Here is a 24,195-nt window from a genome sequence, read left to right on the forward strand (position 1 = left end):
GTTCGTCGAGGAATGCGCAACGATGACAACGAGGCCGACAGGCCGGGTGTTGGCCTTAAAGCGTGATGTTAGCGACGTGCTTTCGATGCGATCTATCGGTTCCACTTCGTTTGACGCGGTTGATAGGCTGCGAGAGTTGTAGCCGATTGAGCGGGACGACTTTTTTGCGGCCCGAATTCGATCATCTAATGCTCTTCTGGTGAAAGCGCGCGTTTCCCGGTGGTAGCGAATCTCAGTGCTTTTAGCGTGGTGTATGACATTGAGTTGGCATTCCAGCCCATTGCAGCGAGCTTCTTCCTGCTGTTCATCCAAGCACGCTTGAGCAGGGGTTGGCCGGGCAACGTGACACAATGGCGTCGAGGTATAATGGAAGAGCACTATGGGCGATATTAACAAATCTGGGCCATCCTGCACCCCACTCTCCTTTGCCGCCTTCGAATTTGTCGACTTCAGTCTTCCTACTGGATTCGATGATATTGGTGAAATTGATAGTTTGAATGAAGTCAATCTACGAAATGGATGCTTAGATGACGCTGCGCTTAAATGCCCGGAGCCGTTTGATGTGAACCTCGGCGGAGTGCCGGAGGCTCCAACTCTTGAGAAAGTGGAGCCGATATGAGCAAGACAACGAACAAGTTTTCACCGGAACTCCCTCCCCCGCCAAGATCGGCTGCACTGCTCAGACGCTCAGTGGGAGGGTGAAGAAGGCCGGGCGGACAATGGATCCCGCTCTGGGCCCCCAAGCGACGTCGCCGAGAGGATGAAGGCGCTGGAGCGAGAGAACTCGGCTGGCCAACGAGATTTTGCGCAAAGCGTCAGCATTTTTCGCGATGGCGGAGCTCGACCGCCCATTGAAGCGATGATCTCGTTCATCGACGAACACCGCGCAGTGTTCGAGTCGAGCCGATCTTCATCGGTTTTGAAGCTTGTCGTTCTGATGGAAGGTCAGGGCGGCGTTGCGTTGGCATGATCCGCTTAACACGTGCGAACAGAAGGTCGCATCAACTGCTTTGCCTTTTGAAAAGATCCGCTCATTCGTCAGGCGAGCAACTCAACTATGAGGCAATACCAGCAATCGCCTCCAGGAACGCATCGATCTCTTCCTCGGTATTGTAATAATGTGGCGACGCTCGCACCACGGGCGGGAGTTGTCGCGTATAGGCGTCGACGGGTGTGCTGGAAGGAGGGGAAACTGAGACGTTGATTCCCTTGCCAGTCAGATAAGCCATGACGTATGACGAGTCCCAGTCGTTGACAGTGAATGAGATGATGGAAGCAAGGGGCCTCCCGAGATCATGCACGGACACGGCTCGTATCCCACGCAGGCCTTCGCGAAGCTTTGACGAAAGGTGATTGCAGCGCTCTTCGATATTTTCGAGCCCAATGTCGAGCGCGTAGTCCACTGCTGCCCGCAGGCCGAGACGAACCGAATAGTTCTTCTCCCATGTTTCAAAACGCCCGGCATCCGGTCGCAATTTGTATCGATCCGGACCAGTCCAGGGCGCGCCATAGAGGTCGATCATCACTGGCTCGATCTTATCCAGGAGTGATTTACGCATGTACATGAATCCCGTTCCCCGTGGCGCTCGGAGAAACTTCCTGCCAGTAGCAGTCAGGATGTCGCACCCGAGCGCGTTGACATCGATCGGGATTTGACCCGCAGCTTGGCATGCGTCGAGAAGATAGAGGATGCCGTTTTTTCGCGCTATTCGACCGATCGCTGCTGCTGGATTGATAAGCCCGCCGTTGGTCGGGATCCAGGTAACTGCTATCAACCGAACGCGATCATCGATCATTTTCGCCAGTGCGTCCGGATCGAGGACCCCAGAAGCGTCATTCGGAATGACTTCGATCGATACGCCGGTGCGCTTGGCAACCTGCAGAAAGGCGATGTAGTTGGCTGCGAATTCGGCACTTGCCGTCAGGATCCGGTCTCCAGGTCCGAAAGAGAGGGAGTAGAAGGCGCGTTGCCAGGCGATCGTCGCATTTTCAGCTATCGCAATCTCGTCGCGGCCACAGTTTACGAAGGTGGCCAAGCTGTCATATGTCCCCTCCAGTAGAGAGTTGGACTCAGCTGCAGCTTCGTATCCACCGATCTCCCCTTCCCGGCTTAGGTACCCGACCACCGCTTCAATAACCGGGCTCGGCATCAGCGCAGAGATAAGAGAACGGCGCGATTGGCTGTGGCCGTGGTTGTTGCGCCACATGCCCACATCCCGACAGCAAGATCACGATAGCCAAAAATATCAGCCGCATTCTAGAATTCCACATGGTATCGCCTCCTAATTCTCCTGCTGATATCCGGCTCCGGCGAGCGCCTCGAAAAACAGGTCACGAGCAAGGACGCAATAGGGTGACGATGGCTGTGCTAGGTGAAGCTGCGTCAACACCAACCCAAGGTCGGAGATGGTCGACACAACGCCGGACAGATCATCATTGGCGCCGTCCCGAAGCATCTCGCGACCCTCATGACCCTTCACGATAACGGCGTAGTCGTTCCTCGCGATGCTGTGCCACACTTCGATCGTTCCGGTTTCTCCGCCTGCGCTTTCCGCATCGCAAATCAGCATGAGCGCGTAATCTGGATGCGGCAGGCCGCTTTCCTCGATCGACGTGCCGCCATGGAATTCCGTCAACACAACGTGCGATGCGAAGAGCAGCATCCGTTCGTTGACCAGCAGACGTCTCTGCCCAAGGCGGACGAAGCCGTTCATGGCGGCAGAGCGCGTAGCGGCGGGTGAGAGATTTTCCCCGCAATGCTCGCAGATCGACAGCAAGCGATCGCTCCTGAACTCGAACGCGCTGTGAAAGCGGTCGACGATGAACTGCTCGACATTCTTCGTTCGACCACCGAGTGACTCTACGAATGCGAAGGCATCAAGCGGTGTCCATGGCCGCTTCAGAACATCGTTCTCAGGGCCGTCGGCAGCATTGACGAGGCTTGATGGTCCGACGACAATGCCGGCGGACCGGGTCTGTGCGCCGCAGCCCGGGCAATCAATCGATATCGGAACCTTGTACCATTCCTTCGTCAGTAGGGATCGATTGTGCGTCAGGTGCAGATCCGGTTGTTAACAGCGTAAAGCCACGCAGTGGTAGTCTGATCTCCCTTGACCTCACCCCTCGCGCCGCGAGTTACACTTATACTTCAGTATAATTTTTTTCAACCAGATGCGGACGCCTGAGGGCTTCAAATGCTGCGGAGACGACCTGCCGCAACGTCCGACGTATGAGGGTTATACCGAGCAAAGGGCGCCGCCACATCAAATGGAAGCACCAAAAACCGACGAAGCGGTCCCTCCCGTTGACGCGGCACATGCAACGACGTCAACAAATCGAGCAGGACGCACGCAAGAAGATTTCAGACCCATATGGCGTCGAAAACTTCGCCAAGAAGCACGGGATAAGCCTCAAAGATGCCGCTCGGATCATCAACCTCCATCGCTGGGACAGGGACTCCTCTGATCGAGCGGCACACCATCTAAAAGACTCGTGTTGAATATCGAGGCTCGCCATAAGGTCGTTCGTCTCAACCGCGGCTGCAGAAACGGGTCTTAAACCGCACCTGCTCATGATCTGAGATCGCACTACGGGCGATCTATCGCGCGGTCTGCTCAGCGCCCGCGTGGCAGCGTTCCTGGAATTTCTCAAGTAGGTTCCGAACGGAATGCCCGATGAATTAGCGGCTTACGTTGGCAAGAGCCTCCCCGCTAAAAGCAGCCTCGACGTTCATTCGCTAGATCGCTCATCCGCGCAATCGCTGAACCGCTGGTTCACGCAATCACCCGTCGGCACCTTCGCCCAATCCGCAAAGCGGTAATTTGCTCAACCGCCTATTCGCCGAAACAGTTGATTGGCTAGAGACACGTTCGCCGGTTCGCCGATGCGCAGAGTCGGCGAAGCACCCCCTCGCCTATTATCCTAGCCGCATAATCGCTGACGAACCTATTCGCTGATCCACCGACCAGCCTAAACGCTGAAACGCGAGAACGCCGGCTCTCTCTTTTACCGATTGGCAGAACAGGGGAATTGCTCGCCCGCCGATTCATCGACCAGCGATTTAAGGTGGCGCCGTGAGGAGGTGCCTCTCTCCGTCGCCGAACGACCTCGATCAGGACCAAGTCTATGTCCAGAATAAGCGGCGACAGATTCCGGCACTGATCACGCCTCTCGGCAATCGCCCCTCGGGCGAAATGGCTAACGGTATACCGTTAGCCTATCCTGCCATCTATCTCCAAATCGGCCTAGGCACCGTGCCCGAGCCGCCCAATGCTGTTGCGAGTCGTCAGACATAGCAACAGCGATCACAGGCGCAGGCCTGTGATCCGCGCCGGAGGAACAGCACGGTGCCTAGGCCGATTTGGAGATAGATGCTGAAGCGAGCTGTCGTCGTGAGGAGTCGAGAGGACAGTGACCGGAGGGAACGGGCATCGACGACATGCGAACGATGAGACGGCGAGCGCACCGCAGGAGAGGATGAACACCTGGAGCGGATGACCGAAGAATGCGGGCGTAGCGCAAGGAGTTCATCCTCTCCGACTTGTTTGGGAAAGTCGCGGCAGCGTCCGCCAACCGGCCCGAAAGGCCGGGCGGGTGTCATCCCGCACCACAGGGAGAGGGGTGTTTGAGGGGAGAGGCGGCAAGTCTCTCCCCTCAGGAACGCGCGCTGGCTCGATGCCTGCAAGCGGTCAAGCCAATGGGAAAGACGAGAGGCGGAACGGCCTCTCGTCCCATCAGCTCAAGCGTAAACGACGCGCGCAACGCTGATGGCAATACCTGTTTCCCGCGCAATATCGTGGATGATCGTAGCGAGGGGGCCGATCTCCGTGTCGCTCACCGAGACGGTCGTCGGATAGCTGATCTCGATGCCGTCGCAGTCTGCCGACAAGGCGTTGTGCCATTCACCGCCGTTGACCCGATACTCATAGGTGAAGTAATCGATCTCTAGCTCATCGAGGAGCACAAACGTGCGGCGGGCGAGGACTTCCTCCTCGCCTTGGAGTTGGCACGATATCGTCCCCTCCAAATCGTCCCCGATGACCAACTCGCGTTGCAGGTCCATGATGTGGCGCGTCGAGCGGATCGCCCCATCAAGGCCGGCCATCAGCCGGTCGTGGAGCATCTTTGAGAATTCATCCTCGCAGCCGATACGGTTCGCGCTCACCAGAAGCTTGAAGCCGGCGAGTTTGGCATGAAGCATGAGAAAGTTGAAATCAGACATAAGAAGCCTCCTTTTCGTTCTGACGAAAAGGTGCCCGCATTGGCGACCCAAGGGGTCAAGGATCGCGATAGCGACCGCCAGCGGCGGCGAGCGGAGGAACCGATTTTTTCGTTGTGTCGCGTCAGCGGCGCAGCGGAAAAATTGGAGGGGCCGCGACGTCCTTGAGGCCGCCGGGGCGAATGCGACAATAGGAAGTCAGAGAGAGATAGACCATGTCGCCGACAGGCGACGTGACCGTTTGCCGAGCGCAGCCGGCCCTGCAACCTTTTCGTCTGGCTGCTCGTGCAGATAATCGCACTGAGGATGCGGCAGCCGCGAGAGGGGAGTCACCCGAATGGGCGGAGACCGCTTACGGGCTCCGTGAGCGCCAGCGAATAGCACCGTCCGCCGCAGGCGGCTCGCCCGGATCATGCTGCCCCTTCCGACAACCCATCACCGCCATGAATCAATAGAGGCCGACCGATTCAAACATGTCGTTGGACGCCGAGTCGGCCCTGCCCGATTCTCCGTGTCATGATCGCGAAACGCTACCAGCTCTATGTCGAACGCATCGACGCCAAGAAAAACATGGCCCGCTACTATGCCATGTCGATCGAGCCCAACCTGTTCGGCGAGGCCTGTCTCATCCGCCGATGGGGCCGCATCGGCGCAACAGGTCAGAGGCGGGAGTATTATTTCGCGCGGGAGGAAGAGGCGGTCAGGCTGTTCCTTCAGCTTTTGCGAAAGAGGCGGTCGCGCGGATACAGGCCGAAACCGCATATACGGCAAGATGCATCGAGTGATCGATAGCGAAGGAAGTGCCGTGGAGGCGGATGCCATCCTCATGCCATTGGCGTGGGATCGAAGCAGGAGTGGGGGTATCCGACCGCTTCCGCCCTTCCCGCAAGCGCCAGGTCAGGCGATATGGCAAAAGCCACCCTCAGAAGGGTGGCTCGGCGTCGATTGCGCCCTCCTGCTCTGCGGTGATCACCGCCAGCTCGGCGCGAGCCAGCTCCAGTTCGATTTCGATCTCGCGGCGCTCCACCGGACCGATTGCTTCGCGCAGTTCGAGGTGAAGCTCTTCAATGTGTTGTTCCAGAAGCATCGTCGTCGTCTCCTTGACATTTGTGAAAGACGACGCGCGCGGTCATGGGGGCGTGGCGGGGTCAGGGATCGCGAACGCGACCGCCAGCGGGGGCGAGTGGGGGTGCCGATTTTGTCGGAGTGTAGGGAACCGGAGCGGAGGCAAAATTGGGGGCACCGCTCGTCCTTGAGGCCGTCATGCGCCCATGAGACCCTCGGACGGATTGAGCAGACATTTCCTCTCCGTATCGCACCCAAACCCGAGGACGGGCTCGATGCCCGTCTTCGGGTTACTGAGACGTGAACACGTGAATAACTGTGGAGATCCGGGGCTTTCCGCGCATTAGCCGCAGCGTGTCGATGACAGTTCCGGTCGGCAATGGCAGGGATTCTGCGTCTGAAACGATGCGGAGAAGAAAATGACCACCACTAATGAAATCGCCGACAAGATCGCCGGCGAACACAGCCTCACCAAGGCCCAGGGAAAGGCGATCGTCGAAGCGGTGATCGCATCGATCGCCGACGCAGCCGTTGCCGGCAACGAGACGTCGCTGCCCGGCTTCGGCAAGTTCAAGGTGAAGGCGACACCGGAGCGCGAGGCTCGCAACCCGTCGACTGGCGCAACGATCAAGGTTGCCGCGGCCAGGAAGCTATCCTTTACGCCAGCCAAGGCATTGAAGGATGCGCTGAACAAGTAATCTTGCTAGCCAAGCAAAAAATAGCCCGACGCCGTGCCGGGCTATTTTCGTTTGGGTTTGCGTCAGCGGGCGGATGTGCCGTTGAGTAAATCCTGGATGATCGTGTCGCTGACCGCGTGATGCGCTTCCCGGGCATGGTCGTCCAGCAGCTTGTGAAGAATGCCGGATGCCAATGGTATGAAGTCGAAACCGCGTGCGATTGCTGCGGTACGCAGTTGCGACACTGTTTCGAATTCCCTTAAGTTAGTGCCAAGCCAGAGTTCAATATCCTCGCCTTCGGTATCCGGAAATGCCTGGAGGAAGAACGTCTGAAGCGGACGGTCGTATCCGATAATGGCATCAGGGTCGGAGTGGAGGGATGCGGTCCTGGTGACGGTAATTGTGTAGCGGCTCATGGCGGCCTCCTTTGGAAGGGGACGCCGGCCCCGATTTCGGGCCGGCGGTCCGGTTCAGGCCGGGCTGTTCCAGAGGATGACCTTCTTGCCGGGCTCGCCGCCGGGCGCCGGGGCGACGTTGCCGAAGATCACGCCGATCTCGGGCGCTTCGATCTTCGTGGAGATGTATTCCTCGCCGGTCTGGCGGGAGATGCGGTTCCAGCCTGCGCCGATCTCAAAGCCGGTCTTGCGGTGGATGATGCGGTAGTCCGGAGCTTCTTCGCTCGCCTTGCTGGCGTTCGGGACGAGGGCGATCGGGGCGTTGACCCGGATGGTGGCAAAGACGCCTTCGAGCGTGCCGTCGGTCTTTTCGGTGAGGGTTGCGATCGTGGTAGCCATGGAATTGTCTCCTTCGTTGCATCGGGACCATTCCCGATGGCGCCCGAAGAAGGGGCCGCGCCGCAGGCGTCACCGCAGCGTAGCGAAGGGGAACCCCTTGCGGGTTGACGCTGATCGCGGCCGGTCCCTTAGAAAGGCGACATAAAGAACGGGAATGGCCTCTGATTGCGACGCCAGGAGGAGACGCCTGGCCCCAGCTGCGCGATGGCTACCCCGCCGCGCTTACTGCTCGACCGTCGTGCATCGTCGGCGTCCGGATAAACACGCCTTCTCTTATCGGCCAGTTAGACAAGGCAAGCCCAATCCAGCCCGCCCCTATTCCATCCTCACTTGCGGAGGCCGCTTCGATCGGCGCGCTGTTCGAATTGCCCACCGCTCTGGCACGGCCGCAATTTTCGTTCTAGGAAGGACTCATCGCAGGTAAGAGTTCGGCTCGCCACTGGCCGCCACACGAGAGGGCATCAGATGTCGTTAAGGCAACGCCATTCGCACACGAACCGATTTGGCGGACGAAATGAACTTTATCGATGATTTTTCCTGCAGGGAAGAGCTGCACGCCGACTTGCGAGATCATGTTCGCAAGGGTCCGATTGGGAAGATGCTTCATCACCCACTGATCATCAACGTGATGCTACTGGCCGGCTACCATAAGGCCGACAACCATGCATACCGTCACCGCAAGCAAGAAGTGGAGCGGTTTTGGCGTGAGAAGAATTGGCGCGGATACATTACCCTTCACGAGCGCCCATATCGGGCTGAGGCTTTGGAACGTGTTCTCTTCGACGGCGAATTGACGCTTGACCACCTGGCCACATGGCACTTGATCAAGTCGGTCTGGATAGATAGCGAGAACGTGGAGGAGCATGATGAATTCTGGAAGGACATTTGGCAGGAGGCCAAATTGGATGTGACACTCAACACGACGGAGCTGGCGGCCTTTCATAACCTTCCCAATATGGTGCCAGTCTGGCACGGTCTGGAGAGGGACGATAGCAAGGCACTTGGCTTCTCATGGACGACGCACAAGGGCGTCGCTGAGTGGTTCGCGCAGCGTTTTGCTCGCCTCAACCGTCGGCCAGCCTATATCGCAGCCGGGTTCGTATCCAAGCAACACGTGAAGGCGTATCTGCTGAGCCGCGGCGAACACGAAATCATCGTCTTTCCAGACAATGTCGAGCAAGTGCGCGTTGAACCCTGTACAGCCAAGGGCATCCATCCATCAGAATCTTCAGAAGAGTCGTGATGATTTCCGTCTAGCGACATGATTGTGTGAGCGGTGTTGCGATCTGGTTGTTGAAGTCGCCTGGTTTCGACTTCCATGTTTTCCTCGTTTTCAAGAAAACGGCGCTCAAGTGGCGTCTCCTGAGGCTTGCCAGACCGGGATGCCCAGACGGCGTGCCTTGTCAGCGAGATTGGCGGTAATGCCTGACCCTGGAAAAATGATGACCCCGGCGGGCATGACAGAGAGCATCTCGTCGTTGCGCCGAAACGGTGCGGCCTTGGCGTGTTTCGTCCAATTCGGCTTGAAGGTGATCTGCGTCACCTTGCGCGAGTCCGCCCAGCAGGCGGCAATCCGTTCGGCGCCTTTCGGCGAGCCGCCGTGCAGCAGGACCATGTCGGGATACTTGGCATGGGCCTGATCGAGCTTGGCCAAGATCCGCTCATGATCGTTATAATCCATGCCGCCGGAGAACGCGATCTTCGTGCCGGCGGGGATCAGCACCTCGGTCTCGGCACGGCGGCGAGCGGAGAGGAAGTCCCGGCTATCGATCATCGCCGCCGTCATGTTGGCGTGGTTGACCTTCGAGCCGGTGCGCGGTCGCCAGGACGAACCGGTCTGCGCCTCGAACAGATCCGCGCTGAAGTCGCGCATGAACTCGAAACTGTTCCTGCGCTCCAAGAGCGTGATGCCTTCGGCGACGAGACGTTCGAGTTCGACACTCTTCACCTCCGAGCCGTCCTGCTCGCGCTGGCCGGTGCGTTGCGCTTCCTCGTTGCGATCGAGCTCGCGCTGGATGCGCTCGCCGACGCGATGGAAGAGATTGGGGATAGACCAGAACAGGTCTTCTAGATCGGGCTCCAGCCTGGTGTCGCCGAGCATTTCCGCGAGGGCCTCGAAGATCGTGGTGATCGATGATTGGACCTGCGGTTCCTCCGGCAATGGCCGCGGATCGGGCTCGTCCTGGAAGGGGCGATAGCCGAAGACCTGCATCTCGTAGATGAAGCGGTCGGTCGGAGAGGAAGCGTGGTGGGGCTCGAAGCCGTCGTCGGGGTGAAGGATCAGGTCCATGGTGGTCTCCGTTCGGTTGGCCGCGCCTCTCGCGACCTGACGGCGAACCCGGTCACGCGGGCCGAGGCCGGAACCGCGAGCGAGGCGCAGCGGCCCAGCGAAGCGCCGGGCGGGGACAAGAGGGTTTCTTGATCCGCGAGGAATGACGGGCCGCGCCTGCGGACCGGCAGGGGAAGAAACCCGACTGACCCGCTGAAGGCTCGAGGCCCGCGTGGTAAGGGTCGCCTCTCGGCAGGCCCGCGGGCGCGCGCCCCGCAGGGGACACGCGCTGGACCGTCCTTCCCCAACTCGGCGCCGGTCACGCCCGCCCGCCTCTTCCGGCCAACCTCATGCGGGCAGGAAAGTCACCGCATCTTCCGGAGTGAGTTGAGCCTTGAGGCTTGCGGTCATCTGGTCGGGCCCCAGCCAGCGAAGATCCTCGTTGAAATCGCCGAGCTCGGGCGACAGCACCAGCGGCAGGATCCCGAGTTCCTGGGCCCTGCGGCTCAGTCCCTCGATCCCATGACGGCCGGCGGCATCCGCGTCGGCGGCGATGTAGAGGCGCCGGCATCCGGGCGGGAAGTTGAAGGCCGCGAGGTGATTAGCCGTCAAGGCCGCGACCATCGGCATGCCGGGCATCACGTGCGAGAGCGACAGCATGGTTTCGAGGCCTTCGCCCGCCGCCAGGACCGGCACCGACGCATTGGCTGGAAACCGGAAGCGGACGGCATTGCCGAGCAGGCCACCGAGCGCCCGGCGCGGATCGTCGACCTTCGCCTTGCCGACGCCGTCGGGATCGAGCCAGCTGCGATGCACTCCGGTGATCGCGCCGGCAGCGTCGGTGACAGCGGCAATAAGGGCCGGATAGCTGGTTGTCCGGCCGGTGACGAGATCACGATAGTAGCAGGACGGATGAAAGCGCAGCGCCGCATGTCTGGATCCGCGCAGAATACCGCGCTCGCGCAGATAGGAGTCCGCAAGCGTGCCCGCCAATGGTTGCGTCATGCGGAACAGACGCCGGGCCCGCTCGGACGTGGGCCGGTTGACCGGCACAGAATTTCGGGCGTCCGTCCTGCGAAACGACACCGACTCAGGCCGAGGCAGGCTCAGGAAATGGTGCGCCTCCTCGGCAACGTCCCGGAAATCGACAAGGCCGCAGGTCTCGCGGACGAGATCGAGCAGATCACCGAACTGGCCTGTTGCCGCATCGGTCCACCTGCCGGCGCGCGGGCCGGCCAGATGCACGTAGAGCGATCGGCCCTTGCTGTTGGCGACGTCGCCGACGAGCCAGTAGTTGCCGGCGCGGCGGCCGGCGGAAAGATAGTGACGGCAGACCGCCTCCGCGTCTTGCGCGAGACGGCCCGCCAGATCGGAGGCGGATAGCATGACAGACCTCCGTCATGACCGGCGTGCGATGTCGACGAGACGATGATGCTGCATCAACTTCGACAGGATCTCCGCACCCTCGTCTGTCACAGGGACGAAGAAACGCAGCTTCCAGTTGATCATCTCGGAGAACAGGCCGATCGACCGCAGCCAATCGCGCATGCCATCGGTAAAGCCGGTCAGTTCGACGCGGTACTCATTCATCACACGCACGCGGCGGAGCGTCATGTCACCGGCAAGGCCGATGATCGAGGATCCGTCGACCAGCGCCGTCCAGGCTTGGTCGCCGCTCAATACTTCCGTCTGATCGATCCCGAAGTTGCGGCAAAGGCCGGCCAGCCTGTCCGGAGCGATGACACGGCCAACTATCCGTTCGCCATCATCGGTCTGCAAACGCCGTACCCGGCAAAAGTCCTGCGTCAGCAATTTCCAGATCGGCAGCAACAACCCGCTGACGATATGCACTACCGATGTCGAGAATTTCGGCACGGCGGCGACTTCGGTATTCCAGGCGAGGACGAAAGCCTGTTCGTCAGCCTCCTCCCAACTCGTCTCTTCAAGCTGCCGGGTTTCGAACCGGAGCTCGTCCATCGGCCGGATCAGCGACACGCGCGGCTGGACCGAACCGTCGTCCAACATGATGGAGCGGGTCGGCACCATCACCGCCGGCCGGCCCGACTTCCCGTTGATCATCAGCTTCGCGCGCGGATCCTGCCTCACAAGGCTCTGAACATCCTTGAGCCGCATCGGTGCGTTGCGATCCCTGCGCTCGATGGTCAGGAGATGCGACTGCGCGCCGGTGACCGGATGCGTATAGATCAGCCGCCGGTCGGTGACCGTCATGCTGTCGGCGGTGATCGTCTCCAGCCCCTTGTCATAGATGCCGGCGGCAATCGCCCCTTCGATACGAGCGGCCAACAACTGCTCGAAGGCGTCGAACAGCAGGTTCTGCATGGTGATCGTCAGCGCCAGCATGCGATTGAGGAAGGTCTGGATCGGCGGCAGTTCATCCTTCAGTCCGCCCTCCTCCGAGGTGAGCGACAAACCAGTAATGTTCTCAAACTTGTCCAGCGAGCAGCCTTCGATCCTGCCGGCATGCAGCAGTCCGTAGAACTGCCGCAGCGCGTCGCGGGCATATTGGGATTCGAGATTGTCCTCGGATCGGAACATGCCCTGTCCGCCGGTCTGACGCTGGCCACGGGTGATGGCGCCGAGCGTGTCGAGACGCCGGGCGATGGTCGAGAGGAAGCGCCGTTCGGCCTTGACGTTGGTGGCGATCATCCGGAACCGGGGCGGCTGCTTCTGATTGGTGCGATGGCTGCGCCCGAGGCCCTGGATCGCCACGTCGGCGCGCCAACCTGCCTCCAGAAGATTGTGAAGACGCAGGCGCTGATTTTTGGCGGCGAGATCCGAGTGGTAGGATCTGCCGGTCCCGCCGGTCCCGCCGGCGTCGCTGAAGACGAGAATGTCTTTGTCGTCGTCCATGAAGGCGCGGGCCTCGTCGAGATTGGCGCTGCCCGGCCGGCTCTGCACCGCATAGCGGGCGATGGTGCTGCTGTCCTCGCGGCGGACGATGCGGCGCGAGCGGCCGGTGATCTCGGCGACCTGGCTGGTGCCGAAATGCTGGACGATCTGGTCGAGGGCCGTCGGGATCGCCGGCAGGCTACCCAAGGTTTCGACCAGTTCGTCGCGACGCCGTTCGGCCTCCCGGCAGATGACAGGGTTGCCGTCCGCGTCATGAACCGGCCGCGAGCTGAGATTGCCCTCGGCGTCGGAATATTCCTCGAAGAGCTGCACCGGGAAGGAATGCATCAGGTAGTCGATGACATATTCCCGCGGCGTCACGTCGACTTGCAGATCGCCCCATTCCTCGGTCGGGATCTGTGCCAGCCGGCGCTCGGTCAAAGCCGCGCCCGTCGAGACGAGTTGGACGATCGCAGCGTGACCCTCTTGCAGATCTGCAGCGGTCGCCTTGAGAAGGGCTGGCGTCTTCATCGAGGTCAGAAGATGATTGAAGAAGCGCTGCTTCGAGCTTTCGAAGGCCGAGCGTGCGGCGGCTTTGGCACTCTTGTTCAACGTTCCGGTTTTGCCGGTTATACCGGACACTTCCATCGCTGCGTCCAGATGGTTGTGGATGACCTGGAATGCCTCGGCATAGGAATCGTAGATGCGGATCTGTTCCTCGGTGAGCTCGTGCTCGAGGATCTCGTATTCGACGCCCTCAAAGGAGAGCGACCGCGACGCGTAGAGGCCCATCGCCTTCAGGTCTCTTGCGAGAACCTCCATGGCGGCGACACCGCCGTCCTCGATCGCCGCGATGAATTCGGAGCGCGTCGGGAAGGGAAAGTCGGCGCTGCCCCAGAGACCGAGCCGTTCGACATAGGCCAGCGATTCGACGTCCGTGGCGCCGGTCGCCGAAACGTAAACGACGCGGGCATCCGGCAGTGCGCGCTGCAGACGAAGGCCTGCCCTGCCCTGCTGCGACGCCGCCTTGTCGCCGCGCTCGGATTTGCCGCCGGCTGCGTTTGCCATCGCATGGCCTTCGTCGAAGACGATAACGCCGTCGAAATCGTCGCCGAGCCAGTCGACGATCTGCTGGACGCGCGAGCGTTTGCCTTCCCGCTCGTCGATGCGCAGCGTCGCGAAGGTCGTAAAGAGGATGCCCTCTTCCAGCTTGATCGGGCTGCCCTGGCGGAACCGCGACAGCGGGGTCACCAGCAGCTTTTCCTGGCCCAGCGCGCCCCAGTCACGCTGGGCGTCCTCGATCAGCTTGTCGGACTTCGAAATCCAGACATGGCGACGGCGGCCTTTGAGCCAATTGTCGAGGATGATGCCGGCGGCCTGGCGGCCCTTGCCCGCGCCCGTGCCATCACCGAGGAACCAGCCGCGACGGAAGCGGACGGCGTGGTCGATGTCAGGCGCTACAGCCTTCAGGTTGTCGAAGGAGGCATCGACATTCCAGTAGCCGGCGAGATAGCCGGAATGGGCTTCGCCGGCATAGATGACGCTCTCGAGCTGGGCATCCGAGAGATCGCCGCTGATGACGGTGCGCTTCGGCAGGTGCGGACGATAGGTCGGTTTCGGCGGTGCGACGGATGCCATGGCAAGGGATTCGACCAGCGTGTCGGGATGGGGCCTTGCGTCGGGGATGTGGATCGACTGCAGCCGATAGGGCTCGTAGAGACCATCGGCGGCGCCAATATGGTCCGGCGCAGCAGCATCGTGCAGTTCGTAGGAGAGTTCAATGATCTCATCATCGACGGGAGCAGGACGGGCCATGGGTGAAGGCTTCGCCTTCCCGCCGACCGCGGGGCGATGCAACGGCGTGGCAACCGCTGCTGGAAACATCGTGTCCGCGAGCAGGATGCCGTTGGAAATCGCACCGACGGAGTTCGGCGCCGTCGCGGGCGGGCGAGGTGGAAGGCCGGTGATCCAGGTGAGCAGGGTTTCCAAATCGTGCGCTGTACCCTTCGACGCCACAAGCTTCGAATGATCGACCGCCGGGATCTTGTCGATCACGATCAGACGGGTTTCCATCGTAGTTCCATGACGGGCGTAGATGCCGCCATCGACCCCCGCGGTGAACAGGACCGTACCCTTCTCCTGCAGCCGCACGAAAGCGTCCCGCCATGCGGGATTGTCGGGAGAAAGGCTCGCGCCGGTGATCGCGACCAATCGCCCACCGGGAGCAAGCCGCGCGAATGCGGAGGTCAGATGCCGCCAGGCGGCATCAGCCACGCGACCTTCGACGTGAACGCCGGCTGAGAAAGGCGGGTTCATCAGCACCACGGTCGGTCGAATGGAACGATCGAGGTAATCGTCGATATGCGCGGCATCGTGCTGCGACACCGAAACGCCAGGGAAAAGCCGCTGTAGCAGCGAGTGCCGCACCACCGCATATTCGTTGAGCGCCAAGCGAGCGCCTGCAAGCTCCGCAAAGATCGCCATCATGCCGGTCCCAGCAGACGGCTCGAGCACCACGTCAGCGGCTATGATGCCGGCAGCACGAGATACGACGTAGGCAAGCGGGATCGGGGTCGAGAATTGCTGTCGTGCCTGGCTCTCCTCGGATCGGCGTGTATGGGTCGCCATGAGGTTTGCCACTTTCGTCAGCATTGCTAGCGTCGCTTGGGGCGACTGGGTTCCGGATACGATCGCGCGGAATTTGCGGAGGAACAGCACCTGGGCGATTTCAGTCGCCTCATAGGCCTCCTTCCAGAGCCAGACGCCCTCGGCGTCGCTGCCGCCGAAAATCTCGTTCATGATTTGCCGCAAGTCTGTGGTGGCGACAGTTTTGCCCCGTTCCAAAAGAAACATGACTTGGGCAGCAGCGTCCATGAGGCCTTCAGCGCTGCCTCCGACGTGAGATCGTGGAGTGGTGGAAATGTTCTGAGGATGCGAGATGATATTCATCGAAGGATGCTCCAAGAGTGAGGAAAGAACAGCGGAGCCCAACGTCGTGCCGCAGGTCGGAGGAACGAAATCGGGCATCCAGGGAGGGATTGGGATCGCCAGCTTGAACTGTTGGCGATCGTCAGGATTAGGTCGTCGCGCTTACGATGAAGCTCGTCGAATCGTCAGGACTAGGTGGCAGATAGGTGTCGTAAGGATTGCCGTCGGCGAGATGGCCGAATGGCGTAAAGACGTATTCGCCATTGGTGCGGCCGACGGCGCAGAGCACGTAACGCGGCTCGCATGTAGCGGCATCGAGGCATTCCATGAGAGCAAGATTGCCATCGGACGCGGCGCGCAGCAGCGTGTCGAAGTTTGTGCGGGCATGATCGGGGATAGCCATTGGGTGCTCCAGACAAAATGAGGCCCGGCGCTTGACCGGGCTCTGGGATGACGACGATGGGGTTTGCAGACGCGGCCGGGTGTGAGCCAGGCGCGCATGAACATGTCAGGCAGCACTCTCCAGCAGCTTTTTCGCTTTGCCTTCGAGTTCGAGACGCGTGTCCTGATTGGTCTTGGTGCGCGCCAGCGCGGTGATGCCCTGCACGAAATCGAAGACTGACTCCGGTGGCCGTCCCTCCTCCGACAGCACCATCTCGATCACCTTGCCGGTCTCACCTTTTGAGAATCCGCGTCGGCGCAGGAAGGTTTCGCGGTCGTCGTCCTTGCGGGCGACGACCCGCTCGCGTGCCGCCTTGATGCCGGCGATGAATGGTGCCGGTGAGGAATTGGCGAAACTCGTCAGCGCGGGCGCCGCCTCGTGCGCGAAGCGCTGCGCGGCGAACTTCGAGTGGCGGATGGTGATTTCCTCAAAATTCTCCGTGCCCCAGAGATTGCGGTTGGCGCAGACCGCCCGCAGATAGAAGGAGGCGATGCCGAGCGTCTTCGATCCAACCTCAGAGTTCCAGGCGTAGAAGCCGCGGAAATAGAGGTCGGGCTCACCGCTCGGCAGGCGTCCGGCTTCGATCGGATGGGTGTCGTCGACCAGGAACAGGAAGACGTCGCGATCACTGGCATAAAGGGTGGTCGTGTCCTTGGTGATGTCGACGAAGGGATTGTGGGTCATCGTCGCCCAGTCGAGAACACCTGGGACTTTCCACATCGTGTCGCCGGTCCCGTTGCCGGCGATCTTCATGACCGACGAGACCAGTTCATGATCCCAGATCCGACCGTATTCCGGTCCGGTCACCGCCCGCAGTTCCAGCCGGCCGTCATCCATCTCAAGCGTCTTGACGAGCTCGGCACGATGGTTGAGCAGGCCATGCTGCAGGTTGATCGCCGCAAGCGGCGCCGGCAGTTGCCGCATATAGGTGGCGGGAGCGCCAACGAGGCTGCAAAGCTGGCCGTAGCTCCAGTGGGTCGGTGCGATCGCTTGGCACTGACCTGGAACGAGAAGCTCAAGCCGCCCGGCATTGTCGCGCGTTGCTTCGACACGGATCGCAGCGCTCTCGATCGTTCGGGCATGGGCGCGCTCGGCTCGGGATCGAACGGTATCGTAGAGTTCGGTCAGCGACAGGAACCGTTCATCGTCGGGACGTGAGAACCATTCGGACGAGACGCGGCCGATGCGTTCGCCGCGGGAAATATCGACCTTGAAGCCGGAACGGTCGGACGGGTTGTTGCAGGTGAGAGTGGTCATAAGCTGTCTCCTTAAAAGCGGAAATCCGGCGCGATAGCCGGGCGAGGTTGGGAAGGATGTTGGGAAGAGGGTCAATCGGAAGCCAGCCGGCGGTGCGCCGACCGGATTGCCAAGAGCGCCGCCTGGAATTCGGCGTTTCCGACCACGTCGGAAAAGTCCATCGTGGTGGCAATAGACAGGCACGCGACGTGGACCTCGTCGTCGGTCACGGCCTCGGGTGTTAAACCCTTAAAGTTCGGGTCTATGTCGAGCACCGCGGTGATTGCGGCGCGCACACGATCCTCCTGAAGTCTGACCAGGACGTGGGAAGGCTTTGGTGGGCCGACCGGCCCTTCAGGATCCGGGTCTCCGGCGAGAATGGCTTCTCCTCGGGCAATCGCCCAGACAGATCGGTCGAGCCAATCGAGCGACGGTGGCCGGGCAGCACTGATGTCATCGAACAGGATCTTCAGCAGTCCGAGCAGGATCTCGAAATGACGCGCCCGGCGCTGGACAGGTTCATCGAATTGCTGGGGGATCTGGATCGGCGGACCCGCATAGGCCGCATGTGCACCGTCCCAGATGCCGGTGATATGAATCGCGCCCGAGGAATCGAAGTCCTTCTCGGCGATATCCCAACTGTCATCTTCGATGGCAGCACAGCACGCCTCGTCCAGCGTGCCAGCTTCATAGGTGCGACGCCGGAAGACCGGCAGGTGATAGGTGGTTTCGATGGTGAAGTCAGGCATAGGTGCCTCCTGAAACGGAAAAGCCCGGCGCGATGGCCGGGCTGTTGGGAAAGAAGACCCGACCGCAAATGCGAACGGGTCAGGCTGATGTGACGCTCGTGAACCTATTCGGCGGCAGCGAGATGCTCGCCATCGATCCCACTTTCCATATCGCCGTCGCCATCGCTCGACGTTTCCGGCTCGTCGAGCAGGAAGGCCGGCAGGTCTGAAGCTTCGAATACAGGCTCAACCTCATCGGGCTGGACGGCACCATCTGCGACAGCGTCGCTTTCGATCGTGCCTTCCCCGATCGTCATGCGAAGGGGTTCAGGCAACCAGCCGCAGCCTGTGATCAGCCGCTCGGCCTCGCGGCCCATGTCGGTTTTCTTGAGATGGCCGATCAGCTCCGCTGCTTGGTCCCCCTTTGCCTCACGAACCGCCTGCAGGATGTGCGCTTTTGTGACACGGCCGAGATAGTTGTCGGCATTCGACGTCCAACCGGCTTCCACCATGTCGAAACCGATGGAGCGGGCCAATTGCTCGGCGTGGGCGATCGCCCGAGTCCGCTTGTTCCAGGGTTCGATCACCGCGTTGACCGAAAGCGAGGCGCAATGTGCAAACAGGGCCTGCCGGCTGACCTCATCGAGCTTGATCAGGAAATCCCAGAGATCGTTCGGATCCTTGGGCAAATCCTGGCCCCAGCCTTCCTGCCTTTGATCGATCTCCTTCGCCCAGACCGTTTCGCCGAGACCGGGCGTCTGGCTGAAGCGGGCGCTCTGCAGCGTTACCTCCAGGCATGAATCCGAACCGTAGACGTAGAAGGTCTTTAGAAGAAAGGCATGCAGGACGGCGACAAAGGCGATGGCCGGGTTGTTCGCCAGCGCGTTGCGCAAAGCGATCGTCCGAGCTGCCGTGAGATCGAGAACCAGGCGGTCGGGAAGCGGCTTGATCGTTTCGTCCTCGTCGTCCGGTTGGGTGCCCTCGCCGCCGGCCGCCCGGGTTGCCGGAAGATCACTGCGGTGATCGGAACAATCGTTATCGTCATCGGCGGAGGGATCGATCTCGGCCTTCGGTTCATCCTCCGGCCGCACGAAGCCTCGCTCGATCTTGAGCTCACCGCTGGCGCCGAGCGACATGAAGACACCGCCGCGGGTGACCTCCTGCGGATCGAAAACGTACGGACGGTCGTTGAGCCGATCGAGTTCGCTGCCGAGTTCCTCCAGCTTCTGTTCGGTCGCTTCCGAGTACTCGTCTGCCTCCGCGTACTCTGCGTCGAGCTTGTCGTATTCGGCGCGGGTGGCGTCATAGCGTGCCAGTTCATCTTCAGTCATTTCGGCCTGCTCGCCGTAGAAGCGGCGCAGGCCGGATGTGTGGCCGTAAGGGAAATCGAACGCGGCTTCGACCCATTTCCAGCCTTCGCTCACCTGGATCGCCTCGGCGTCGGCCTTGAGCTTTTCCATCACGAGCTGCTCAAGCAGCGCCGGATCCTGCAGCCAGCCGCCCTGATCCTGGTCGAAGAGATCGCGCATCGTCAGACCGCCTGCGGCCTCGTAGGCTTCGATGCCGACATAGACGGCGCGGCGGTCGCTGGCGCGGATTGCGGTTTCGGTCAGCAGCCGGCGGATGTAATAGGGCTCGCGACTATGCGAACGGGAGACCGTATCCCAGACTTGCTCCTGGCGAACGTGGTCGTTGGTGATCGAGAAGGCCATGATCTGCTCCAGCGTCATCTCGTCCTCGGCATAGAGGTCGAGAAGCCGCGGCGTGACGGACGCCAGACGAAGCCGCTGCCTGACGGTCGCGACCGAAACGAAAGCGCGCGGCGATCTCCTCTTCGCCAAGCCCCTGCTCCCGCAAGGTCTGGAAAGCACGGAACTGATCGAGCGGGTGCAGACTGACGCGCTGGACGTTTTCGGCGAGCGAGTCCTCGACTTCGAGGGTTTCACCTTTGCTGACGATGCAGGGGACACCAGCAGTCTTGGCCAGTTGCTTCTGCGCGACCAGGCGCTCGAGGGCGCGATAACGGCGCCCGCCGGCCGGGATGCGGTAGATGCCAGTCTCGTTGCCGTCGCCATCGAGTTCGGGACGGACGTTGAGGCTGGTGAGCAGCCCGCGATGGGCGATGTCTTCCGCTAGGTCTTCGATCGAGACGCCTGCCTTGATCTTGCGGACGTTCTGCTGGCTGAGCACCAGCTTGTTGAAGGGAATATCCCGGGCTGCACTGAGGGTGATTTTCTGGATGGCTTGTGCCATATCGTATCTCCATGACGGACCGGGCGGAGCCTCTCTCCACCCCTTTCAATCCGCCACAGCTTTCCCGTCCCTCCTCTTCCTCTATCGCCTCCCCACCACGTCCCACCGTCTCTTCGGCAGGCGATGCTTCCCTTGCGCCTGGAGCCGGCAATACTGGGCCAGGGATTAAACCCTTCGGGTACGACTGGCGCAGCCAGGCTTGAGCGTTGCACACAGGACCTCATGTCCGAAAACTATTCGTGTTCTTGTTTTGTTCTATTTGCAATCAGCTCTAGGAGAAGGCCCTATCTTTTTTTCTGGAGCAGAACCCATACCGCGAATGCCTTGCGGTCCGATCGCGGCGCCGATGCAAGATCTCTGATTGCCTGCTCACAGTTGTCGATTAGAACGAGGACTTCTGCCCGCACATAACGCGCAAGCGGGTCGTAATCGGCGCGATGACGTTCTTCCTGCAGGATGACAAACGTATCGGCGAATGAGACGATATTGCCCGGAAAGCCGCGGCTTGCCGCCGCTTTGCAGGAATTTTTCGCGACACCGTGCTCGAGAGTCCGATAGACTTGCGCCCATGCCGGCTCACTGCGCGTATCGCCTGTCCCCACCAGTAGATCGGCACAATCGCGAGCCAGCGCATGAAACAGCGAATAGTAAGCTGTACTGACACCACGTTTGAGGTCGGACTGGCGTGGACGCTTGGGGCTGGCCTTGGCAAGCCGCCGAGCGGTGGCGATTAAATCATTCGACACTTAGCTTGCGATCTTCTGCTGTTCGTCGAAATGATGCCGAATATGCGGAAACCGCGTCTCTCCAAGGGCGCTCAAAGCCTTTCGCACCTCAGTCGAAAGACCGTAAGTGAGTTTCGAACTGATCGGCTTGTCCGAATAGGAATAATTCACGTCGACGAGCAGGATCGGATCGCCATCGCTGTCTCGATCGGCCCGAATGTCGGCGCCAGAAAACCCTGCCTGGCCGAGGCGATCACGGAGGACCTTCTCAACGGCCGACTTGGTGGATTTCGATATGGTCTGTTCGTCGCTCATGTTTGCAATATAGAGGATTCTGCCAAGGACCGCCACTCCCGCGGAGACGAGGGCGAGCATTTCCCGTAGCTCATGCGCAGACTGTTCTGTACCAAACAGCCGGATGAAGCGCAGTCGGGCCTTGAGATCGGCTGCCGCAATATGCATTTCTGCAACAAGAACAGCTTAGAGGATGTAGATCCCAGCCTCGCAGGGAAAGAAAAGATTGGGTTGGAACCTATGACAAAGCCTTGGACAGTCAGCCGCGGCCCGATCGTAGCTTCGCAGATCGACATCCAGAAAGCAGACGCCATAAACGCTTTGCTAGTATGCCCGGTCGGGATCCTGCCGGCAAGGCCAGGCGATCCTATCCGACCCTTTGCTATCGGGCTCTTTGAGGAAATTCGCCCGCTTTTGAAACCCGGTGTTGGCATGACGACGTTGCGCCGCGCGGTTGCTGCCTTTGTCCACTCCAAGCGATATTATTTCGCGAGCGCCCAGCCCAATTCCGTTTGCCATGATCTGGACGGTATGCCGCTGGAAGCCCTGAGCGAGGATGATCGCATGACGGCGCAGAACCGTTTTCTAGGTTTGAAGCAAAAGGCGACCGGCGGTGAGCGAAACTCAGAGCCGTCTTCACCCTCCCCTTCCTCCACGTCAGGCGCGACGAAATCAGAGCAGATCCGTGCGAGCCTTCTCGGCCGCGGAAAAAAGCAGCACACCTCGTCCATCTCGTCTTGAGCCGACGTCGACCACCACCCCAATCGCTTCTCAAACGATAGACCCTCGACTGCCAACGAGGATCTTCACCCCTAAAAATCCGGACGTAGATGCAACACGCAAAAATTACACGTACCCAGCACCCGGTCGGCCATGGCGGCTTTCACTCCGGATTGATCTCGACTGTCGAGGGGTCGCTCGACGGCGTGCGCTCTGCCAATGAGCGCCCCGTCACAGGCTTTTCCTATGTCTATGACTGCAGCTCGGAACGAAGCGACGCTTTCAACAGTGAAATGTCGCTCTACCGGGCAGCATGCGACGGAAAGACGGACATGCTTTTTGTTTCACATCTTCATGCTGATCACATCAACGGCATCGATCGTCTGCAGGCAATGGCGCCAGCGAAGACGGTCATCGTTCCTTACCTGGATGTTGTAGAGCGCCTGCTTTTCGTGCTTTCGATTTTGAGCGCGGTACGGCATCCCGATCGTCGCTCGACTACTGTGAGAGCCCCGTAGCCTGGTGGGTCGGGAGAGGTGCGGAGCGGGTCATCTTCCTTCAACCGGGCGGGCCTGACGATATCCCTCCTCCGCGTGGCGCGGAACCCGACGGTCCGATCGACGGCCCGTCCGCTGGACGCCGGATACGACTTGATGACGCTCCATCCAAAGGCTTGTCGGCAAACAGACTGGCGACTTACTTGCGTGCCCCACACGGGCCGATCGCTGAAAAGCTCACTCCTGCGGATCCGACAGCGCGAGAGACGCAAAACCGCGCCTATGTGGCTGCATCCAGCTCGTATCTCCAGCTTGAGTGGCAATCCTTTACAGGTGACGCGTGGCGCAGGGGCAATTGGGTTCTCCTGCCCTATGTCCATCCGATCGATGATCCCGCCCGAAAGCGGTTTCTCCGGGACATTAAAAAGGTGCTTGGTTTCCGGGGAAATGACGAGGCAAAGCTCGCCAAATCGCTGCTTGAACACATACGCTCTATGGAAAGTGCCAAGCGGCTGGTCGAAATCTACACCCGGCATTTTGCCGGAGGACACAATGCGATTTCGATGTCACTTTACTCTGGGCCGTTATCTCAACGCGCCGTCGCAAGCTCAAGCCACACCGAGCCATCCCGGCAATGGCGCTCCTCGCTCGAAGGACCACCCTACGGTCGCTTCTTCTGGTCACATGATGGCATCGGCTGGCTGGGAACGGGTGACGCCGCGCTTCGGCATGATAAATGGCGCCAGCCATGGCGGACGTGTTTCGTAGGCTTTGATGACCGAATTGCGGTCATGACATTGCCACATCATGGTTCCGCCAATAATTTCCATCCGGAAATCCTTGGGTTCCGAGCATTGCGGTTCGCGCTTGCCACGACTGTCGAGGCTCGAACCGCGTGTCTCGCCTGAGAGAGACGCTCGGCGCGGTTGAACAGGCGGTATTCATACACGAGTTATCGACGATGGACGCTCACTTGCGAACGTAGCATGGCCTAGGCGGCCGTCGGGCGAGGCTATGCGCGAAAATGTCGGTTTGCATTTATTGTAAGATCCCGCTCCCACCGAAATCACTAGTCGCACGATGAGGAGACGAGGTTCGCCTCCCGCGCCTCCGTGTGCGGGGGCAGACGGACGTCGGGCAGCCACGGCAAACTCCGCCTGCGGTGGAATTGAAGCTTGTATGTTCGCCACCCACCCAGCACTCGCTGCCCTTCTTGCTCTGCCTCGCCGGACGAGCAGCTCTGATAATGTGTTTATCAAAACTGTGAGGGGCGAGGATACTGGCGGCGCGTAGGCTTGGTCAGCGCCCGACAGCCGGTCCTGCTACGAGTTCTTGGAGATGAACGATGATCCCGTCACGATCCCGCAGACTTTGCACGAGGCGTCCGAAGCAGGAAAGTACGCGGCACCCGCGGGGTCCACACTTTTCAAAACCCCGCGCGCTCATTGCCCGCGCGCCGCTCAACTCGAAGAACCTGGCGGCGACCAAGACCGTTGGTC

Annotated in this window: 21 protein-coding genes, 2 pseudogenes and 1 other annotated feature; of the genes and pseudogenes, 8 read left to right on the plus strand and 15 right to left on the minus strand. The window is 60.5% G+C overall.

Annotated features, from left to right (window positions below; translation table 11 throughout):
* Nucleotides 1–379: 379 nt before the first annotated feature.
* Nucleotides 380–619: a hypothetical protein gene (locus HJB91_RS27975; protein ID WP_221156529.1), complete on the plus strand. Its 240-nt coding sequence runs from the start codon at nt 380–382 to the stop codon at nt 617–619.
* 40 nt (nt 620–659) lie between these two features.
* A pseudogene (locus tag HJB91_RS27980) lies at nt 660–895 on the plus strand (IS3 family transposase); the annotation flags it as partial.
* Nucleotides 818–932 (plus strand) — a sequence feature (AL1L pseudoknot). It overlaps the preceding pseudogene by 78 nt.
* 123 nt (nt 933–1,055) lie before the next feature.
* Here the strand turns inward: HJB91_RS27980 and HJB91_RS27985 are convergent.
* The 3 genes from HJB91_RS27985 to HJB91_RS27995 form a co-directional block, all read right to left on the minus strand.
* Nucleotides 1,056–2,207 (minus strand): aminotransferase class V-fold PLP-dependent enzyme, encoded by a 1,152-nt coding sequence (locus tag HJB91_RS27985; protein WP_259669971.1) that lies wholly within the window; start codon nt 2,205–2,207, stop codon nt 1,056–1,058.
* A 75-nt stretch (nt 2,208–2,282) separates the two neighbouring features.
* A complete protein-coding gene (locus HJB91_RS30960) occupies nt 2,283–2,777 on the minus strand; it encodes a hypothetical protein (RefSeq protein ID WP_259669970.1) in 495 nt (164 codons plus the stop codon).
* Nucleotides 2,778–4,738: 1,961 nt separating this feature from the next.
* Nucleotides 4,739–5,221, minus strand: coding sequence for a hypothetical protein (locus tag HJB91_RS27995; protein WP_017958527.1), 483 nt, complete (start codon nt 5,219–5,221; stop codon nt 4,739–4,741).
* Nucleotides 5,222–5,734: 513 nt separating this feature from the next.
* Between HJB91_RS27995 and HJB91_RS28000 the strand changes: the two genes are divergently transcribed.
* Nucleotides 5,735–6,010, plus strand: coding sequence for a WGR domain-containing protein (locus HJB91_RS28000; protein ID WP_221156531.1), 276 nt, complete (start codon nt 5,735–5,737; stop codon nt 6,008–6,010).
* Nucleotides 6,011–6,140: 130 nt separating this feature from the next.
* On the opposite strand, the gene HJB91_RS28005 is transcribed toward HJB91_RS28000, so the two are convergent.
* Entirely contained in the window at nt 6,141–6,305 is a 165-nt protein-coding gene (locus tag HJB91_RS28005) for a hypothetical protein (protein WP_221156533.1), read from the minus strand.
* A gap of 397 nt (nt 6,306–6,702) precedes the next feature.
* Here HJB91_RS28005 and HJB91_RS28010 point away from each other — a divergent pair, with 397 nt between their 5' ends.
* Nucleotides 6,703–6,981 (plus strand): HU family DNA-binding protein, encoded by a 279-nt coding sequence (locus HJB91_RS28010; RefSeq protein WP_221156535.1) that lies wholly within the window; start codon nt 6,703–6,705, stop codon nt 6,979–6,981.
* A 62-nt stretch (nt 6,982–7,043) separates the two neighbouring features.
* Here the strand turns inward: HJB91_RS28010 and HJB91_RS28015 are convergent, their stop codons facing one another.
* Together HJB91_RS28015 and HJB91_RS28020 are read right to left on the minus strand one after the other, a co-directional pair.
* On the minus strand, nt 7,044–7,376 hold the full coding sequence (locus HJB91_RS28015) for a hypothetical protein (protein ID WP_221156537.1): 333 nt from the start codon (nt 7,374–7,376) through the stop codon (nt 7,044–7,046).
* 54 nt (nt 7,377–7,430) lie between these two features.
* Nucleotides 7,431–7,754, minus strand: coding sequence for a DUF736 family protein (locus HJB91_RS28020; protein ID WP_017958522.1), 324 nt, complete (start codon nt 7,752–7,754; stop codon nt 7,431–7,433).
* A gap of 514 nt (nt 7,755–8,268) precedes the next feature.
* Here HJB91_RS28020 and HJB91_RS28025 point away from each other — a divergent pair.
* Complete coding sequence (locus HJB91_RS28025; protein WP_221156539.1) at nt 8,269–8,997, plus strand: hypothetical protein; 729 nt, start codon at nt 8,269–8,271, stop codon at nt 8,995–8,997.
* 105 nt (nt 8,998–9,102) lie between these two features.
* On the opposite strand, the gene HJB91_RS28030 is transcribed toward HJB91_RS28025, so the two are convergent.
* The 9 genes and pseudogenes from HJB91_RS28030 to HJB91_RS28070 form a co-directional block, all read right to left on the minus strand.
* Nucleotides 9,103–10,044, minus strand: a complete 942-nt coding sequence (locus tag HJB91_RS28030) for a DUF2493 domain-containing protein (RefSeq protein WP_221156541.1) — start codon at nt 10,042–10,044, stop codon at nt 9,103–9,105.
* A 327-nt stretch (nt 10,045–10,371) separates the two neighbouring features.
* Nucleotides 10,372–11,409: a toprim domain-containing protein gene (locus HJB91_RS28035; protein ID WP_221156543.1), complete on the minus strand. Its 1,038-nt coding sequence runs from the start codon at nt 11,407–11,409 to the stop codon at nt 10,372–10,374.
* Nucleotides 11,410–11,421: 12 nt separating this feature from the next.
* Nucleotides 11,422–15,822 (minus strand): strawberry notch-like NTP hydrolase domain-containing protein, encoded by a 4,401-nt coding sequence (locus HJB91_RS28040; protein WP_221156545.1) that lies wholly within the window; start codon nt 15,820–15,822, stop codon nt 11,422–11,424.
* Nucleotides 15,823–15,949: 127 nt separating this feature from the next.
* Nucleotides 15,950–16,204, minus strand: a complete 255-nt coding sequence (locus HJB91_RS28045) for a DUF6117 family protein (protein WP_221156547.1) — start codon at nt 16,202–16,204, stop codon at nt 15,950–15,952.
* Nucleotides 16,205–16,309: 105 nt separating this feature from the next.
* A complete protein-coding gene (locus tag HJB91_RS28050) occupies nt 16,310–17,500 on the minus strand; it encodes a DUF932 domain-containing protein (protein ID WP_221156549.1) in 1,191 nt (396 codons plus the stop codon).
* 71 nt (nt 17,501–17,571) lie between these two features.
* On the minus strand, nt 17,572–18,228 hold the full coding sequence (locus HJB91_RS28055; RefSeq protein WP_221156551.1) for a hypothetical protein: 657 nt from the start codon (nt 18,226–18,228) through the stop codon (nt 17,572–17,574).
* A 104-nt stretch (nt 18,229–18,332) separates the two neighbouring features.
* Nucleotides 18,333–20,460, minus strand: a pseudogene (locus tag HJB91_RS28060) (ParB/RepB/Spo0J family partition protein).
* 284 nt (nt 20,461–20,744) lie between these two features.
* Nucleotides 20,745–21,206 (minus strand): hypothetical protein, encoded by a 462-nt coding sequence (locus tag HJB91_RS28065; RefSeq protein ID WP_221156553.1) that lies wholly within the window; start codon nt 21,204–21,206, stop codon nt 20,745–20,747.
* Complete coding sequence (locus tag HJB91_RS28070) at nt 21,207–21,560, minus strand: hypothetical protein (protein ID WP_221156555.1); 354 nt, start codon at nt 21,558–21,560, stop codon at nt 21,207–21,209.
* A gap of 159 nt (nt 21,561–21,719) precedes the next feature.
* On the opposite strand from HJB91_RS28070, the gene HJB91_RS28075 reads away from it, so the two are divergent.
* From HJB91_RS28075 to HJB91_RS28085, 3 genes are all read left to right on the plus strand, one after another.
* Nucleotides 21,720–22,220, plus strand: coding sequence for a ProQ/FINO family protein (locus HJB91_RS28075; RefSeq protein WP_221156580.1), 501 nt, complete (start codon nt 21,720–21,722; stop codon nt 22,218–22,220).
* A gap of 152 nt (nt 22,221–22,372) precedes the next feature.
* Nucleotides 22,373–22,717, plus strand: coding sequence for an MBL fold metallo-hydrolase (locus HJB91_RS28080; RefSeq protein WP_221156557.1), 345 nt, complete (start codon nt 22,373–22,375; stop codon nt 22,715–22,717).
* Between the two features lie 182 nt (nt 22,718–22,899).
* Nucleotides 22,900–23,604 carry a hypothetical protein gene (locus HJB91_RS28085; RefSeq protein ID WP_221156559.1) on the plus strand — a complete coding sequence of 235 codons (705 nt, stop codon included), beginning with the start codon at nt 22,900–22,902 and terminating at the stop codon, nt 23,602–23,604.
* Nucleotides 23,605–24,195 lie beyond the last annotated feature (591 nt).

This window comes from Rhizobium sp. NLR10b (assembly GCF_019685435.1).
Taxonomy (GTDB): Bacteria; Pseudomonadota; Alphaproteobacteria; order Rhizobiales; family Rhizobiaceae; genus Rhizobium.

Bases quoted from the DNA above. Each gene is read 5' to 3' on its own strand.
- HJB91_RS27975 (WP_221156529.1), top strand. From the start codon at position 380: ATGGGCGATATTAACAAATCTGGGCCATCCTGCACCCCACTCTCCTTT.
- HJB91_RS27985 (WP_259669971.1), bottom strand. From the start codon at position 2,207: ATGTGGCGCAACAACCACGGCCACAGCCAATCGCGCCGTTCTCTTATC.
- HJB91_RS27995 (WP_017958527.1), bottom strand. From the start codon at position 5,221: ATGTCTGATTTCAACTTTCTCATGCTTCATGCCAAACTCGCCGGCTTC.
- HJB91_RS28000 (WP_221156531.1), top strand. From the start codon at position 5,735: ATGATCGCGAAACGCTACCAGCTCTATGTCGAACGCATCGACGCCAAG.
- HJB91_RS28005 (WP_221156533.1), bottom strand. From the start codon at position 6,305: ATGCTTCTGGAACAACACATTGAAGAGCTTCACCTCGAACTGCGCGAA.
- HJB91_RS28010 (WP_221156535.1), top strand. From the start codon at position 6,703: ATGACCACCACTAATGAAATCGCCGACAAGATCGCCGGCGAACACAGC.
- HJB91_RS28015 (WP_221156537.1), bottom strand. From the start codon at position 7,376: ATGAGCCGCTACACAATTACCGTCACCAGGACCGCATCCCTCCACTCC.
- HJB91_RS28020 (WP_017958522.1), bottom strand. From the start codon at position 7,754: ATGGCTACCACGATCGCAACCCTCACCGAAAAGACCGACGGCACGCTC.
- HJB91_RS28025 (WP_221156539.1), top strand. From the start codon at position 8,269: ATGAACTTTATCGATGATTTTTCCTGCAGGGAAGAGCTGCACGCCGAC.
- HJB91_RS28030 (WP_221156541.1), bottom strand. From the start codon at position 10,044: ATGGACCTGATCCTTCACCCCGACGACGGCTTCGAGCCCCACCACGCT.
- HJB91_RS28035 (WP_221156543.1), bottom strand. From the start codon at position 11,409: ATGCTATCCGCCTCCGATCTGGCGGGCCGTCTCGCGCAAGACGCGGAG.
- HJB91_RS28040 (WP_221156545.1), bottom strand. From the start codon at position 15,822: ATGAATATCATCTCGCATCCTCAGAACATTTCCACCACTCCACGATCT.
- HJB91_RS28045 (WP_221156547.1), bottom strand. From the start codon at position 16,204: ATGGCTATCCCCGATCATGCCCGCACAAACTTCGACACGCTGCTGCGC.
- HJB91_RS28050 (WP_221156549.1), bottom strand. From the start codon at position 17,500: ATGACCACTCTCACCTGCAACAACCCGTCCGACCGTTCCGGCTTCAAG.
- HJB91_RS28055 (WP_221156551.1), bottom strand. From the start codon at position 18,228: ATGCCTGACTTCACCATCGAAACCACCTATCACCTGCCGGTCTTCCGG.
- HJB91_RS28070 (WP_221156555.1), bottom strand. From the start codon at position 21,560: ATGCTCGCCCTCGTCTCCGCGGGAGTGGCGGTCCTTGGCAGAATCCTC.
- HJB91_RS28075 (WP_221156580.1), top strand. From the start codon at position 21,720: ATGACAAAGCCTTGGACAGTCAGCCGCGGCCCGATCGTAGCTTCGCAG.